This window comes from Kitasatospora sp. NPDC059160 (assembly GCF_042755465.1).
GTDB lineage: Bacteria > Actinomycetota > Actinomycetes > Streptomycetales > Streptomycetaceae > Kitasatospora.
In genome coordinates, this window is record NZ_JBHZCN010000100.1 from 17,746 (window position 1) to 32,604 (window position 14,859).

The following is a 14,859-nucleotide window of genomic DNA, read 5'->3' on the forward strand; positions in this document are numbered from 1 at the left end:
GGCCCGTCCCTGCCGTCGACCTCACTGTGTGAACGGGGCAGCGTGAGCGGAGCCGGTACCCGGCGGCCACCGGCTGCTTCCACTCCCTCAGGTCATACCGGCCGGTGCCCCGCCCGGCCGCCCGGTTGCAGGGGCTTCCACCGCGCCCTTGTAGGTCGCTGCTCCCCGGACACCCCACGGGCGTTTTCAAGATTCTTTGCACCGGGGAGCCGGGGCCGTCCCCCGGGAGCAGCCGCCGCGCCACCCTCCGGCAGGAGGAATCAGATGTCCGTGGGGGCGCCGGGACGCCCGAGGCGGTCCGCTGGCGGCTGCGGCAGCGGCCAGTACGCCGTGGCGCGCTTGCCGGCGAGCGCATCGAGCAGGACGTCCTCGGAGACCTGTAGGACCGGGGCGCACCGCATGAGTTGGGAGGGGGAGGGGGCCGCGTCGCCGTTGAGCCAGGAGGCGACGAGGGGTTCGGGCAGGAGAGCGGCCTGGGCGAGCTGTTGCGGGGTGAGGCTGAGCCGGTCGATGCGGTGACGCAGGGTTCCGGCGGCGGTGTAGTCCCGGCTGAGCGTGCTCAGCCGCTGTTCCAGGAGCTCGGGGAGATCGGGGTCGAGCGGGGGCGGAGGCGGGCTCTCGGGGTCGCCCAGCAGGGCGGCCGGGTGGCGGCGGTAGTTGGCCAGGATGTAGTTCGCGCAGTCCAGGAGCAGGTCGGTGGCCCAGGTCCGGGCGTCTTGGTCGGTGCGGTCGGAGTTCAGGCGCCAGGTCTTGGTCTGCCCGCGCAGTTGGAAGTTGTGGTCGACGAGGAGCCAGCCGGCGGTGCGGGCCGTCGCCCGGGAGTTGATGGGCCAGATGCGCCCGGGCACCACGGAGGGTGTGGAGAAGAAGGCGGTGAGCAGCCGCTCCAGCGATGCGGCCATCGCGATGGCGCACGGTTCGTCGAAGAACCGGTGCTGGGCGAGGCCGACGAAGGTCTCGAACTCCTGCCGCAGACCGTCCGGCAGCCCGGCGTCGAGGTCTGCTTCCGCTGCGGCGGAGATGTCGGTGCTGGTGAAGAAGGCCGTTGGGTCTGCCGCGGCGAGCCGCTCCAGGATCTCCGGGCTCAGGGGGCGGGGCGGGCGGGGGCGGACGTTGTTGAAGGGGACGAACCACGCGCGCGGGCGCAGGTCGCCGGTTCCGAGCTGCTGGCTGGCCGGGTGGTCCGGATCGGCCGCGACGTGCTGGAGGTCTTCGTCGAAGTGCATCAGCACGTCCCAGTCCTGGAGGTAGGTCTCCAGGTACAGGTCGAACGCGCGGTGCCGGATGCTGATCTGGTCCGCGGTGGGCAGGCCGTAGTCGGCGGCGTAGTCCTCGTCGTCGAGGTAGTCGAACAGTTCCCTCGCCTGACCGACGATCAGGTGGAACGCTAGCTCCTCCGCCGTGCACGTCGCGGATGGCGCCCGTCCGGCCCGCAGATCGTCCCGCAGGTTCTCGACCGCCTGGACCATGGCCATGCGCCACGCTGCGCCGTGGCCGTCGCACACCGCCGGCAGGCAGGCCAGGAACGACTCGTTGGTCAGCCAGTCGTCCTCGTCCTCGGAGCGCTCGTAGACGCGGTCGCCGTGCTCGAACAGGTCCTCCCAGCCCATCTCGGCGAGCTGGTCGGCCGCGGCCGCCAGGAGCCGGGCGCCGAGCGGGGTGAGCACGCAGTCCGCCTCCGGGTCGAAGTACCGCCTCCGCTCGTCCTCCTTCTCCGACTCCTCCGGGCGCAGCTTGGCCTCGCCCAGCCGCAGCAGTTCGGCCGCGCGCTTCACGGTCAGCGGCGCGGGGGCCAGAAGCAGGCCGCCGTCCAGGTGGTCCTGCGCCCAGGCCGGGTGCCCGCGGTCGGCACCGCGCGGGTGGGCGATGCCGTACGGGGAGAACCAGTAGATCGGTGCGTCCCAGCCGCCCTCGGGCTCGGGAACTTCTTCCTCCTCCGCGTCCTCGCCGTCGGCAGGGCACCGGGCCTCGGGGATGCTGTACTTGGCGTCGTCGACGACCAGCTGCCACGCCTCCTCCCAGTACGGCTGCCGGTAGGAGCGCTCTTCGGCTGCCTGCGGCACGGCGACCCCCAGCGCGCCGAGTTCGTCGTCGCTGGCCGCGAAGAGGGCCGGGGCGGCTTCCAGCATGACCTCCAGCGCCCAGCTCTCGGCCCCGCAGCGCGGTACCGGCGCAAGGCCTCCGGCGATGTCGTCGGCCAGGTCCCACAGCGCCCGTGCTGCACCCGCTCGGAAGGCGCGCCCTTGGGTGTCGCATGCCGGGGGCAGCAGAGCGAGGACGGTGCCGTCCGCGCCGGGTGCGTGGCGGTCGAACGGGGTGTCTCCGTGCGCGGCTGCGTCGCGGTAGGTGAGGACGGCCAGGGCGCGCCCGGCGGCCATCAGCAGGCCGGCCTCGAACGGCGGCAGGATCTTCTCCAGGCTCTCGCCGGGGAGGTCGTAGAACTCGGCCTCGTCGGTGAGTGCGCTGTAGGGGTCGTGCTGGGCTGACATCAAGGCCTCGCTCGCGACAGGGTGGCAAGGTGACCAGTATCCCGGCCTGGGGGATGCCCCCACACCGCGCACGGAAGCGCAGCCAGCTGTGGGGCGGCGTGAGGGAGCCCGTAGAAGAGCCGGCCGGCGACGGCCTGTCAGTACCCGCCCCGTACAACGATCTTTGATCAGGAGTGCTCGGCTGCCAGGTCAGCGACCCACCCGGCGACGGTCGCCGCGTCGACGGTTGTCTCCCAGCGGACTTCTCGGCCGGGGTGGGCGGCGCAGTGCAACCGGGCAAGGAGGCCGTCCTCCGGCAGTTGCTCGATCACAGCCGAGGGCTCGGCAGAGCACCGGGTGTGCCGCGCGGTGGTCCGCAGCCGCGCGGCGGCCAGCGCGGCCAGGTGCCGGGGAGGAAGGGTGGCGGAGCTGCGGCAGCCGTTGCATTCCAGCAGGTGCCGCACCGCGGGGCCGTGGTTCCAGAAGGTCCGCCAGATGCCCTTCTGTGAGCGTTCGTCCTGGTTGCAGCTCGCGCACGCTGGCCCGCGCACATAGTCGTGGGCCGGTTCGTGGCAGTGGTCCCAGACGGCGGCCTGCCGCAGGCCGCACACCACGCAGAGGTAGTTGTCGGCGCGCGTCGCCCGCCGCCGCTCGCTGGTGTAGCGCACGCCCCGCATCGAACCGCCGTACAAGCGGTGCTCGCCCTCCGCGCAGGCCGGGCACTGGGTGATCCAGCCGTCCGCGCCGGACGACCGCCAGTCGCGGTTCTGCCGGGCCCGGGCCGCCGCGGTCGGCCAGGACAGGTCTTCCACCGCGCCGCACCCAGCGCACCGCTGCGCACGGGCGAGCAGCGCCAGGTGCTCGGTGCGCCACCGGTCAAGGACGTCCGCCCACCCCTCAGGGATGCTCCACCGGCCGGCCCGGCGGCGCACCACGTCCATCACGACCACTCCGGCCACCACAAGCGGGTCACGGCTGTCGGGCTCCCGGACACCTCCGAGCAGTCGGCTGAGCTCCTTGACTGCCAGGCGGTGCACCGCGGGGTCGAGTCCGGTGTCGAGGAGGTCGGCTGCGGACGGGCGGCGGGGGGCACGTGCGGCGCGGTCGACGAGTTCACCCTGGACGGCCAGGCGCCAGTTGTCGTCGAAGCGGGAGTTCCGGTTGAGGTCCGTCCAGGGCAGTCCCAACGGGACGAGCCGGCCAGGTTCCGCCGCCACTGCTGCGAGCTGCCGCAGGGCCTCATCGAGGAGGGCCTGGTCGACGTGCCACACCCCGCTGCGCTTCACGCCGGGCAGCGCCGTGGCGCCCAGGTACAGGTGGCCGGTGTCACGGACGAAGGCGGAGTGGAGCCCCGCGGCGGCGAAGTGCAGCGGGGGCGCGGTGAGGACGGACGCAGCAGTCGCCTGGGCGGCGGCGAGGGGTATCAGCACGGTGGCAGGGTGCCAGCACCTTCTGACACACCCTGCGGGGTGGCCGGAGCCAACGGGAAGATCTCCCGCGCGGCGGCCGCCGGTGCGGACCGCTCCTCCAGTCACCACACCCTGCCGAGGTGGACGTCGCGGCGCACCACCCTGGTCCCCGTGGCGCACGGGGGCCACGTCCCGCAGGGTCACCGTCGGCCCCAGGTCGCGCAGGCCGGCTCGTGCCAGGTGGTGCGCACCACCAGGCCGCCGGGGGAGATGTGCTCGTTCGACCAGGCCCGGCAGCACGGGTTGCCGAGCGGCCGGACCTCCCGGCCTGGAGCAGTGGCGGGAGGTCCGGATGGGCCGCGACGGCGGTGCCGGGTGGGAGTCGTCATTTCAGGGGCTGTGCCACCGGACACTGGCCCCGAACCTGGCACCACCTGTACGGAGTAACTGGCCCGAGTGTGAGATACCGCGACAAATGTGTCAGATACCGCGACACACCATCGGAGTTGTGTAGCGCGGGGAGTGGCGGTTGTCAGGTCCTGAGAGCACCTACAGTGGTGCCCGTATCGGGCTCACGGTAGGGGGAACGGACATGGCATCGGACAACCTCGCGTTCTTCTCGATAGTGCAGAGCGAAGCAAAGCTGGAGAGCGGCCACGGCCGCCTCTACGGCGACGGCCTGTACCGGATCGTGCGCGTCGAGGAGGAACGGCCGTGACCACCGGCACCACCTACACCACCGACACCGACCCCGCCGCCCCTGGACGGCTGGAGCTGGCCCCGTACAGCAGCCGGCCCGCGCCCGCCGACCGGGACCTGGGCCGCCCGATCCTGGACTCCCCGTTGGTGCGCGGCGCGATGTGGCTGCGCTGGAGCGGCCACGACGGCATCCGCACCCTCCACCAGGGCGCCGACCTGGCCCGCGGCTGGACCGAGCGCGACGTCGACGGCATGGACGGATGGGTTGCCCTGGTCGAGGGCCGGATCGTCCTCGGCACCCGCCCCGGCGGTGGCCTGCCGGAGCCCGTCGTCCACGCCGAGGCGTGGGAGGCAGGCGCCACGCTGCACGCTGCCCTCGCCCAGCACCCCCACCACCCCGACCGTGCCACGGACGAGGACGACGATCAGGAGGACGGGTTGTTCGGCGACGCCCGTAGCCGGGTCCGCCGCCGAGCGGCCGGGATGCCCCTGGAGAACCTCCAGCAGGCCCTGCACCGGGCCCGGGAGGACGAGCGCGCCGCCGACCGGTACGCCGACGTCGGAGACGAGGCCGCCTACGCCGCCGCGGCCACCGTCTGCGCCGAGTGGCAGCGCGTGCGCGACCACACCGCCGAGACCGGGGCCGAGCGCTACGACCCCGACCACGACACCGCTCTCCAGCACGCGCTGCGCCGTGAGCGCCACCGCCAGGACGTCGCCGCCTGCGCCCGCGAGGCAGCCCACCAGTCCCGCCAGACCACCGACACCGCCCACCGCCGCCTCGCGGGCACCGCGGCCCAGCCTCTCTACACCGCCCTCGACCGCGCTGGCCTCCACGCGCTCACCGACGACGACCACCAGGCCGTCCGCGACCTCACCCGCCACCTCGACCCCGCCACGCTGCGCCAGGTCGCGAGCTGGCTGGAACGCACCCGCACCGCCGCCTTCGCACTGCGGGGCACCGAGGCGGGCCCGCCCGTGCGGCCCGTCGTACGGCGCAGCCGGTTCTGACAAGTCGCGAGGCGCCAGCCACCATCACGGGGCCGGCGCCTCGCACTGTGCGTGCCGTCAGTACCCGCTCCCGTAGAGGTGCTTGTCCCACTCGCCGGGCCAGACCCACTCGTACATCACCCGCCGCGCCCAGTAGCACCGGTTGATGCCGCGGTGGTGCTCCTCGTAGGACTTGGGCGGGTTCTCCGACAGCGCGTTCCAGCGCTCCATCCAGTGCCTGTCGGCCTGGCGGTAGGCGAAGGTTCCGCGGGCTTTGCGCATGTCGGCGAACGTCGTGGACGCCTCGACCTCCCGCTGGAGTTCCAGGTACAGGCGGCGCCGCTGCGGGTGGGTGGTCTGGTCGGCGAGGTCGCCGAGCGCGGCGACGATCGTTGCCCGTCCTTCGGCGAGGATCTCCTCGGGGGGCGGGGGCAGTGGCAGGGGGGAGGGCCGCTCGCGGACGGCGGCGGCGACGGCGGCCTGGTGGCTCTCGCCGGTCTCGGCCGCGCGAGCCCGGGCGGCGTTCTTCCGGGCGTGGTTCTTGACCATCGGGTGTCCTTGCTGGTGGCCGGCCCGCGATCCGGGCCACTGGACGGCACCGGGACAGTCTGCTGCGAGGCGGGCGTTGATGCGGGGCACCGTCAGGACGTTGGTGCTGCCGGTCGCGGCCGTCAGCGGTCCGGGACCGACACACCGAGCGGCCCGCCAGCAGGATATCGGGACGGCTGGCACCGTCGGGCCGACTCGCCTTTCGGCGCGCTGTCAGCGCCTGGCCGAGCGGCCGCGCGGTTCTGACCTCGGACGCCACAGCGCCGCAGGCTGGATCGCGGCGTGGCCGAACCGGTTGGCCGCCTTGTCGAGCACCGGCTCCAGGGCGCGGCTGCTCTCCGTCTGCGGGTCGAGGGTGAGCTGGGTCCAGCCCGCCGCCGCCGGGGCGAGTTCGGCGACCCGGGCGGTCACGGCCCGCACCCGTGCCCGTTCCAGTCCGAGCGCGGTGAACAGCCCGTACAGGGCGGCCTGTACGTCCGGGGTGTGCTGGGTGGGCTCGCGCAGGGTCCGGCGGCGGACGGTGTGGGAGCGGTCGGCGTAGGTGACCTGGAGCTCGACCTGGCGGCAGGTCTGGCGGGAAGCGCGCAGGCGGGCACCGAGCTCGCCCGCCAGGTCGAGCAGGGCCCGGCGGATCAGGTCCGGTTCCAGGACGTCGCGCTCGAACCGGCGGGTCGCGGCGATCGCGGCGGGCGGTCCGCCGGCGGCGATCGTGCGGTGGTCGACGCCGTGGGCCCGTTCGTGCAGCAGGCGCCCGGTGCTGGCTCCGGCCACCCGCTGGACGGTGGCCACCGGCAGGTCGGCGAGCTGCCCGACGGTCTCCACGCCGTAGCGCACCAGCGCGCGCTCCAGCACCGGGCCCACTCCCGGCAGCGCCCGCACCGGCTGGGCGTGCAGGAAGACCAGAGCCTCGCCGGGGTCGTCAACAATTCGGACCCCGCCGAGCTCGGTGGTGTCGGCGAGCAGCTGGGCGAGCATCCGCGTACGAGCTCCGCCGACGGCGGCCAGCAGGCCGAGGGTCGCGGCGAGCCGGGTCTGCACCAGGTCCGCGAGCCCCGCCGGGCTACGCCCGAAGTAGCGCAGCGCGCCGGTGATGTCGAGGACGGCGGCGTTGGGCGGCAGGGCCTGCACGACCGGCGTGATCTGGGCGAGGACGTCGAACAGCTCGGTGTACACCTCGAAGGTCGGCTGGGCGAGGCGCAGGTGGAGGATCTGCCGCTCGTTCATCCGGCCCCCGGCCGGGCGGTACGCGTCGCCTGCGGTTGAGCTGGGTACGGGCATGGCTCAGCCCGCCGATCCGGCCGAGGCGTGCCACATCCGCCCGGCGCCGCCCGGACCGCTGCGCCCGGGCCGGCGGGCGTCGCCGTGCCTGCCCTCCTCTTCGTCGGTTGCGGCGGGGTCGGCGAGCAGGGTGCGGACGGCGGGGGTGCCGCCGTCGCGGTGGGCCTCGGCGACGTCGCGCAGGTTCCAGGCGTGGGTGCCGACGATGCTCACCGAGCGGCCTCTGCGCTGGACGGTGCCGCGGACGAGGAGCAGCCAGCTGTGGAACACCGTGTGGGCGCACCGCTCGTGGGTGTCGTCGAAGAAGGCGAGGTCGACGATGCCGGTGCCGTCGTCGAGGGTCGCGAAAATCGTGCGGCGGCCGGAGCGGGTGGGGGGTGTTTGGTTGGCGACCTTGGCGCCGGCCACGAGGACGGTCTGGCCGGTGCGGAACTGGTCGAGGCCGGTGGAGGGGGTGGCGCCGAGCTCGGCCAGCAGGGGGTGGAGGTCGCTCATCAGGTGGCGGCTGGTGTCCATGCCGAGGACGTCCAGCTCGGCCTGGAGCTGCTGGGCCGGGTCCATCTCGCCGAGGCCGGTGGCCGGTGCCTGCCCGGGGTCGGCGGCGGCGAGGGCGAGCTGGGTGGGCATCGCACTGGCGCGGTGGGTGCGGTGGAGCTCGTCGACCAGGAGCAGGAGCTCGCGGCGGGTGGCGCCGGGGGCGAGCGCGTCGAGGGCGCCGGTCCGGGCGAGGTTCTGGGCGATCGGCTGGGAGGGGCGGGCGCGGTCCCAGAAGTCGGCCAGGTCGGTGAAGGGGCGGCCGTCGGCGATCCGGCGGGCCTGCTCGGCGGTGATGCCGTGGATGTCGGCGAGGGAGATCCGGATGCCGGTGCGCCCGTCCGGCAGGAGCTCGGTGCGGTAGACGGTGTCGGAGCGCTGCACGTCGAGCGGCAGCACGGCGACGCCGCGGCGGCGGGCGTCGGCCAGCACCAGGCGCTTGGGGTACATGCCGGGGTCCGCTTCAAGAACGCCGCAGGCGTACTCAGCCGGATGGTGGGCCTTCAAGTAGGCCGATTGCAGCGTGGCCAGCGCAAACGCGCAGGCGTGCGATTTCGCGAAGCCGTAGGCGCCCATGGCGCGGAGGATGTCGAGGACGCGCTCGATCACGTCGCGGTCGTAGCCGGCCTCGGCGGCGCGGGCGCGGAACCAGGCCTCCAGCGCGGGCAGCCGCTCCGGGTTGCCGAGGGCGCGCCGGGCCTCCTCGCCCATCGACAGGTCGGTACGCGTCATGACGGCGACGATGCCGGCCACCTGCTCGTTGAAGATCACCACGCCGTAGGTGTCCTTGAGCACGGGGACCAGGTCCGGGTGCGGGTACTGCGGGGGCCGCTTGCCGTGCCGGGCGAGGATGAACGGTTTGATCATGTCGGCCTGCACCGGGCCGGGCCGGAACAGGCTGATCTGGCAGATCAGGTCGTGGAAGGTGGCCGGTTGGAGCCTGCCTGCCAGATCCCGCTGCCCTCCGCTTTCGAGCTGGAAGACCGACAGGCCGTCGCCGTTGCGGAGCATGGCGTACGAGTCCGGGTCGTCCAGCGGCACCTGCTCGCGGTCGTCCAGGTCCAGCTTCCTGCCGGTGGTGCGCTCGATCTCCCCGATCGCGTACGCCATGGCACTTTGTGCTCTTACGCCCAAGATGTCCAATTTTAGAAGCCCAAGATCCTCCACATCGTGCTTGTCGAACACCGACATCGGCAGCTGCTCCCCGGCGGTCGGCATCACCGGCGTGCGGGCCAGCAGGCTGGAGTCGGACAGCAGCACTCCGCACGGGTGCATGGCGATCCCGCGCGGGAGCCCGTCGAGCTGCTCAGCCAGGTCGAAGAGCTGCCCGTACCGCTCAGCGTCGGCCGCCACCGAGCGCAGCTCCGGAAGCTCGGCCAGCGCGGAGCGGATGTTCCGCGCCGCGACGTGCGGGAACGACTTGGCCAGCTGGTCCGCCTCCGCCGGTTCGACCCCGAGAGCGAGCGCAGTGTCCCTCAGAGCCCACCGGGCACGGTAGGTCTCCGGCATGCTGACCGTCGCCACCCGCTCCGGCCCGAACCTGGACAGCACGGCCCGGTAGCACTCGATCCGGCGCGCGGACTCCACGTCGATGTCGATGTCCGGCAGGCTCTTGCGCCGCAGGTTCAGGAAGCGCTCCATGATCAGACCGTGCTCCAGCGGGTTTGCCACCGCGATCCCCAGCAGGTGCACCACCAGCGACCCGGCGCCGGAGCCGCGCGCCGCCACCCGGATCCCCAGCCCCTTGATGTCCTCGACCACCTGCGCCACGGTCAACACGTAGCTCGACCAGCCCAGGGTGGAGAACACCCGCAGCTCGTCCTCCAGCCGCTCGACCGCCGCCCGGTCGCGGTCGTAGCCGAGCCGAACCATCGCGGCGCCGGCCCGCTCCCGCAACACCCGCCCGGCCGTCCCCGGCCCGATCCCGATCCGGTCCTCCTCCGGGAAGTGGACCCGCCCGATCCCCAGGTCACTGCCCGGGTCGACCCGCAGCTCCGCCGCCGTCCGCTCCGTCGACGCCAGCAGGTGCGCCGCACCCCCGCGCTCCTGGCCGGCCGCCCGCGCCACCTCCTCGGCCAGCACGGCCATCTCCGCCCCCGGCTTGAGCCACCGCTCGCCGTTGCAGGTCCGCCCCGGCCGGATCGGCATCAGCAGCCGCGCGGCGTCCAGCACGTCCGCCACCCGAGACTGCCCCGCGTCCGCGTACCGCACCGCGTTGGTCAGCACCGCCGGCACATCCAGATCAGCCGCCAGCCCCAACGTGCGCGCCGCCAGCCGCAACGACCCCGGCCCCGTCCCCGCCCGCCGGTGGTGCACCGCCTCCAGCCGAAGCCCCGGCCCGAAGATCTCCCGCCACGGCCCCAACAGCCCTGCCGCAACATCCGCCCGCCCGGCCGCCAGCGCCCGCACCGGCTCCGACCCGGGCCCCAGCAGCACCGTCAGCCCACCCCCGTGCTCGCGCAACGCCTCCCACGGCACCACCGGCTGGCCACCTCCGACCTCCGCCCGCTGCGCCCAGCCCGCGGTGATGAGGGCGCACAGGTTGGCCCAGCCGGTGCGGTCCTGGGCGAGCAGGGTCGCCCGCGGGGCACTTTCGGCGACGAAAGATCCGCCGCGCGCCGGGGTCCTGGTCCGGCCGGCCGGGGCGGTGGGCGGGTCGAGGAGCGGGACGGCCAGGTCGGCACCGAAGACGGGACGGACGCCGGCCGCCGCGCAGGCCTTGGCGTGCCGGACAGCGCCGGAGACCGTGTCCCGGTCGGTGAGCGCGAGGGCGGCCATGCCGCGCTCGGCGGCCCGCTCAGCCAGCACCGACGGCATCGCCGCGCCGTACCGGGTCGAGTACCCCGAGGCGACGTGCAGGTGGGTGTAGCCCATGGGTCGCCTCCTTGCGCCACGACCCCCAGCTGTCTCCGGTTCCCCTCCCGTACGAGCAGCCTAGACCCTGTTCGAATCTTTGTGCGAATAGGTAGCGCCGAGCGAGCCCCCACGGAACTCGGATACAGCACCCGCCCTCGCGCCGCGCCGGTGCACCTACCGGCCGCAACCGCCGGGGCAGCCCCGCCCAGCGCCCACCGCCCTCTCGGATGCGGAAGAAAATCAATAGGCCACCCCCTCCCACCTGCGACGTTCCTCCGCTCAGGTCGCGATGGCGACTCCCGGTCGGGCGGGTTGGGTACATGTCCCTCGTGACACGGATCCGGTGGGCAGAGGTAGTCCAGAAGGCCGCGCAGGTCGCACTCGGCTACGGAGGCGACGTCACGCTGCGCCAGGTCTATTACAGGCTGACGATGGCCGGGGTCATCCCGCACACCGCCTCCTCCTACAAGCACCTGTCGGCGCGCGTGGCCGCCGCCCGCCGCGAGGAGCGGTTCCCAGACCTGGTCGACACGGTCCGCCGGGTCCACGTGCCGCCGGCCTGGCAGGACGCGACCGAGATGATCATTCAGGTGCCCAGCTGGTTCCGGCTGGACCGCACCCGCGGCCAGCAAACGGCGCTCTATGTCGCGGTGGAGAAGGACACCCTTCGGGCCCAGTTCACACGCTGGCTCGACGAGTTCGGAATCCCGGTGATCGTGGTGCGCGGGTACGGCTCCCAGTCCTACGTCCAGGTCGTCGCCGAGCGCACCGCTCGCGATCCACGGCCGGCCCACCTGCTCTACGTCGGCGACTTCGACTGCTCCGGCGAGGACATCGAGCGCGACTTCCTCGCCCGCACCGCCTGCTGGGCCTCAGTTGAGCGCGTGCTGCTCACGGACGAGCAGCGTCTCGCCTACGGGCTCCTTCCCACAGCGGGGAAGAAGGACGACCCGCGCTGGCCCGCCTTCGCCGCGAAGTATGACTTCGACCCGGCTCGCCCAGTCCAGTGGGAGGTCGAGGCCCTCGACCGTAACGACCTGCACGCCCTGCTGATGGCTGCCATCGAGCCGTACGTGGACCACGACGTCCTGGCCACGGTGCTCGCCGACGAGCACCGCCAGCGCCAGCGCTTGGAGCGCTTCGTCGATCGTTGGCTCAAGTCTCCCGCCGGACCATAGTGGTGCAGCGTCCCCTGCCCTGTCGCCGCCCGAGGCGGCCGGGTCAGCGACATGTACTGTCAGCCGATTCCGGGCATGACCTCATGGAGAATGTCGCGCGTTGACTCCTGTGCTCTAGACCTCTTCCCAAGCCCCTCCCGCTCCAGCTCGCTCCAGCCGATCGCCAGATTCAGCTACCATCAGTGACCACCTGGAGTCCCGGGGACCTGCTGAGCGATAGAACAATTCAGTTTCCTTTTAGAAGTGTCCCCTGAGGAATAATCAGGGATTCTGCAACACCCACAGGGAGCTCGCCTATTTCACTGAGCAAGGCCATCCAGCCGGTCCTGGAAGAACACGCTTTCCAGCCGCTGAACGGAAACGGCTATGCCCTGCCGAGGCCCGCAGGGCGCCGAGCCTCTGGTCGACCGTCGACCGCGAACCTCCGCGCTTCCGGCTGCCCAACGGTCGGCCCGCTCGCGAAGCGCGTTGGCCGGGCTTCGCAGCCGCCTGACGGCGACGTAGAGATCGTTTGAGCTGCTCATGCTCGTGCGTCATCACCCCGCCGGTCTGGGTGTCCAGGGGATGCCGTTAGCGCCGGACGAGTACAGCTGCACGTGCATCCGGAGCGGAGCACTGCGGCCCGCCGGCCTAGCCCACCCGCGACCATCGGTTCGCCACCTCCGGCGAGCCTCGCAGGAAGCGACCAGCGCCTAGGTGTATATCAAACCGCATATGTACGCGCATGCATCCTGGCTGCATACATCGACCTAGCTGCGCTGGTGGCTACGGGAAGCAGCACGTCGCCTCACCGGACATATCAATCCGCACATGGCGGCGCATGGTTCTCGCCTTGCCCCCTCGGAACGAGCTGGTGCCCGGTCCCATGTCGGGGCCGGGCACCAGAAGGTCTTGATCAGCTAGCGCACCACTCGCAGAGCAGGCCGCTCCGTTCGCTGCGGTGCCGTTCGCTTCGTCGTCCGCGGTGCTGCCTCAAGCCGAGGAGGCCGCATCTCCGGGGTCGGGATGTTCAGGGACCAGGTGACAAGATCGGGATCCTGCATGACCGCGGTCGCATGCCGGGCGCTCGGGTACCTGGCGAACAGGGGGTGGATACGGACCTGACCGCGGCGGCGGATTTCAGGCGGATCGATGATGCCCCTCTGTGCGAGGCCAGTCAGTGCGCGGCTGATGTTCGGCTGCTGGACTCCGAGCCGCTTCGCCAAGCTCTTCTGGGTGACCTCGACCAGGCCGCCGTACTGCTGCCTGCTGAACAGGATGTCCAAGACGTCACGTTCAGTAGAGGTGAGCTTGGCGTTCGGCAGGTACTCGTACACCAGGGAGTTCATCCAGAACTCCTCCTGGGGAATCTGGGGAATCTCCTCAGCGGGTGAGCTCATCAGGCCGCCTTCTTCCCGGGAATCTTGATGGCCTTGGCTGCCATCGTTTTCTTACCAATCTTCTCGATCACCCTGTTGCAGTGGTCAGAACCCCACCCGAAGGCCCAGGTTGGATTCACTTGGTAGGTCCCGCGTGAAACCTTCCAGACAAAGTTCTTACTATCGAGCTTAACAATAGCTCGTGAAACGGTCGTCTGGTTGCAATGCAATTCCGCGGCAAGCTGCGCTTGCGTTCCCCTCCAGAGGCCGTCCTTGTCGACATCGGCGGTCATGTTGTCGAGGACAGCGCGCTCTCTCTTAGAGAAATCGAAGAGGTGGATGTTCTTCAACAGCATCTTGTCGATGCCGGCCCAGCTGCCTCCATGGGTCTGGGCAGAGGCATGCTTGGCGCGCTTCGTGTCCGCGATCAGCGTGAAGCCGATCCCAGGGTTGGCTTCATGCAGCCGCTGGAGACTGTCACCAAGGATGTTCTCCAGCCCGTTGGTGACCTTCTGAGCTGCTGTCTTGCGGCGCCGGCCAGGCGTGGTGTCCGTCACCGGCCGTCCTCTCTGTGGTCCTTCGGAACGCCTGAGAACATATCAGACCGCATATGAAAGAGCCTGCAAGTAGCCGCTCCCACACGCCGTGTCGAAGCCACCGGAGAGACACCGAGTCCGCCGGAGTCTGCGGTCGAGGCCGACCCGAGCCAGACGCACAGCCTGTGGATGTAGGCGGGTAAAAGATGCATGCATCTGGCCTCGAAATCGGGCTGTTGTATGCGCTCAAGAGTGCATGCAATTTTTGCGTTTCCGCAGGTCAGCAACGTGCTGCCATCTTCTAAAGAAGAGCGACCATCCCCCAGAGGCGGTCCTCGCGCGCGCGAGGAACCATCTCCTGGCCCCGCGGGGACGGCTTCCCTGATGGGCCGTCAGGCCCTTGCGGTTCCGCGGCCGCCGGCGGAGGGCTGTGCCCCAGCGAGGTATTCGTCCTGGTGCTGCCCTGTGTCTGGCCGGTGTGCGGCCCGGCTGTTGCCCTGCCGGGCCGTTGCGCCCCGGGAGGGCCTTGTGCGGCCCGTCGGGCTGCTTGTGATGCCGCGTGGGGTGTGCGGGCCCGTCCGGGCCCGGGGGAGGGCACTGGAGGGCCCGTCAGGGCCCGTGCCGTGCCGGGGCGGTGTCGTGGTGCTCGCAGGGCCCCGCCGGGGCCCCGGGAACGGGCTCCGGGTTTCGGTCGGGAATGGACTGCCACTTCCCCGTCAGGGGAAGGACGAAGAGCCCGTCCAAGAATGCACGGCACAAAGTTCACCGGCCTCTCGTCCGGGCCGACGGCCCGGACCGGGAGAGCAGCCCAACCAAGAAACCACGGCACAAAGTTCACCACGCCCCCGAATACGCCGGAGGCGTATTCCCCCAACCCCCACCCACCCCACCGGCCGTCAGGCCGGTGCACCCCCATCCACCGTGAGGGCGACAGCCCTCACCCCGCGCCTGACGGCGCGTCAGCGCCGCCTGGGCGTCAGCCCAGGGTTAAGCCCCTTTAGGGG

The 14,859-nt window shown here is 71.6% G+C and carries 11 protein-coding genes; 3 read left to right on the plus strand and 8 right to left on the minus strand.

The window, feature by feature from the left end; genetic code table 11:
* Window positions 1-260: 260 nt before the first annotated feature.
* From ACFXOZ_RS33010 to ACFXOZ_RS33020, 3 genes are all read right to left on the minus strand, one after another.
* Window positions 261-2,489 (minus strand): hypothetical protein, encoded by a 2,229-nt coding sequence (locus tag ACFXOZ_RS33010; protein ID WP_380525486.1) that lies wholly within the window; start codon window positions 2,487-2,489, stop codon window positions 261-263.
* A gap of 167 nt (window positions 2,490-2,656) precedes the next feature.
* The gene (locus tag ACFXOZ_RS33015) at window positions 2,657-3,898 is read right to left on the minus strand and encodes an endonuclease domain-containing protein (protein ID WP_380593647.1); all 1,242 of its coding nucleotides are present in this window, start codon (window positions 3,896-3,898) and stop codon (window positions 2,657-2,659) included.
* Between the two features lie 179 nt (window positions 3,899-4,077).
* The gene (locus tag ACFXOZ_RS33020) at window positions 4,078-4,266 is read right to left on the minus strand and encodes a hypothetical protein (RefSeq protein ID WP_380525488.1); all 189 of its coding nucleotides are present in this window, start codon (window positions 4,264-4,266) and stop codon (window positions 4,078-4,080) included.
* A gap of 203 nt (window positions 4,267-4,469) precedes the next feature.
* On the opposite strand from ACFXOZ_RS33020, the gene ACFXOZ_RS33025 reads away from it, so the two are divergent.
* On the plus strand, window positions 4,470-4,595 hold the full coding sequence (locus ACFXOZ_RS33025; RefSeq protein WP_380593648.1) for a hypothetical protein: 126 nt from the start codon (window positions 4,470-4,472) through the stop codon (window positions 4,593-4,595).
* On the plus strand, window positions 4,592-5,587 hold the full coding sequence (locus ACFXOZ_RS33030) for a hypothetical protein (RefSeq protein ID WP_380525490.1): 996 nt from the start codon (window positions 4,592-4,594) through the stop codon (window positions 5,585-5,587). Before ACFXOZ_RS33025 ends, ACFXOZ_RS33030 begins: the two co-directional genes overlap by 4 nt.
* 57 nt (window positions 5,588-5,644) lie before the next feature.
* Here ACFXOZ_RS33030 and ACFXOZ_RS33035 read toward each other — a convergent pair whose 3' ends face one another.
* From ACFXOZ_RS33035 to ACFXOZ_RS33045, 3 genes are all read right to left on the minus strand, one after another.
* The gene (locus ACFXOZ_RS33035; RefSeq protein WP_380593649.1) at window positions 5,645-6,115 is read right to left on the minus strand and encodes a hypothetical protein; all 471 of its coding nucleotides are present in this window, start codon (window positions 6,113-6,115) and stop codon (window positions 5,645-5,647) included.
* A 213-nt stretch (window positions 6,116-6,328) separates the two neighbouring features.
* A complete protein-coding gene (locus ACFXOZ_RS33040; protein ID WP_380593650.1) occupies window positions 6,329-7,339 on the minus strand; it encodes a hypothetical protein in 1,011 nt (336 codons plus the stop codon).
* A 57-nt stretch (window positions 7,340-7,396) separates the two neighbouring features.
* A complete protein-coding gene (locus tag ACFXOZ_RS33045) occupies window positions 7,397-10,801 on the minus strand; it encodes a DNA polymerase III subunit alpha (protein WP_380593651.1) in 3,405 nt (1,134 codons plus the stop codon).
* 302 nt (window positions 10,802-11,103) lie between these two features.
* Here ACFXOZ_RS33045 and ACFXOZ_RS33050 point away from each other — a divergent pair, with 302 nt between their 5' ends.
* Window positions 11,104-11,961 carry a hypothetical protein gene (locus ACFXOZ_RS33050; RefSeq protein WP_380593652.1) on the plus strand — a complete coding sequence of 286 codons (858 nt, stop codon included), beginning with the start codon at window positions 11,104-11,106 and terminating at the stop codon, window positions 11,959-11,961.
* Between the two features lie 899 nt (window positions 11,962-12,860).
* Here the strand turns inward: ACFXOZ_RS33050 and ACFXOZ_RS33055 are convergent.
* On the minus strand, window positions 12,861-13,340 hold the full coding sequence (locus ACFXOZ_RS33055; RefSeq protein ID WP_380525495.1) for a helix-turn-helix transcriptional regulator: 480 nt from the start codon (window positions 13,338-13,340) through the stop codon (window positions 12,861-12,863).
* Window positions 13,340-13,876, minus strand: coding sequence for a hypothetical protein (locus ACFXOZ_RS33060; protein ID WP_380525496.1), 537 nt, complete (start codon window positions 13,874-13,876; stop codon window positions 13,340-13,342). Before ACFXOZ_RS33060 ends, ACFXOZ_RS33055 begins: the two co-directional genes overlap by 1 nt.
* Window positions 13,877-14,859 lie beyond the last annotated feature (983 nt).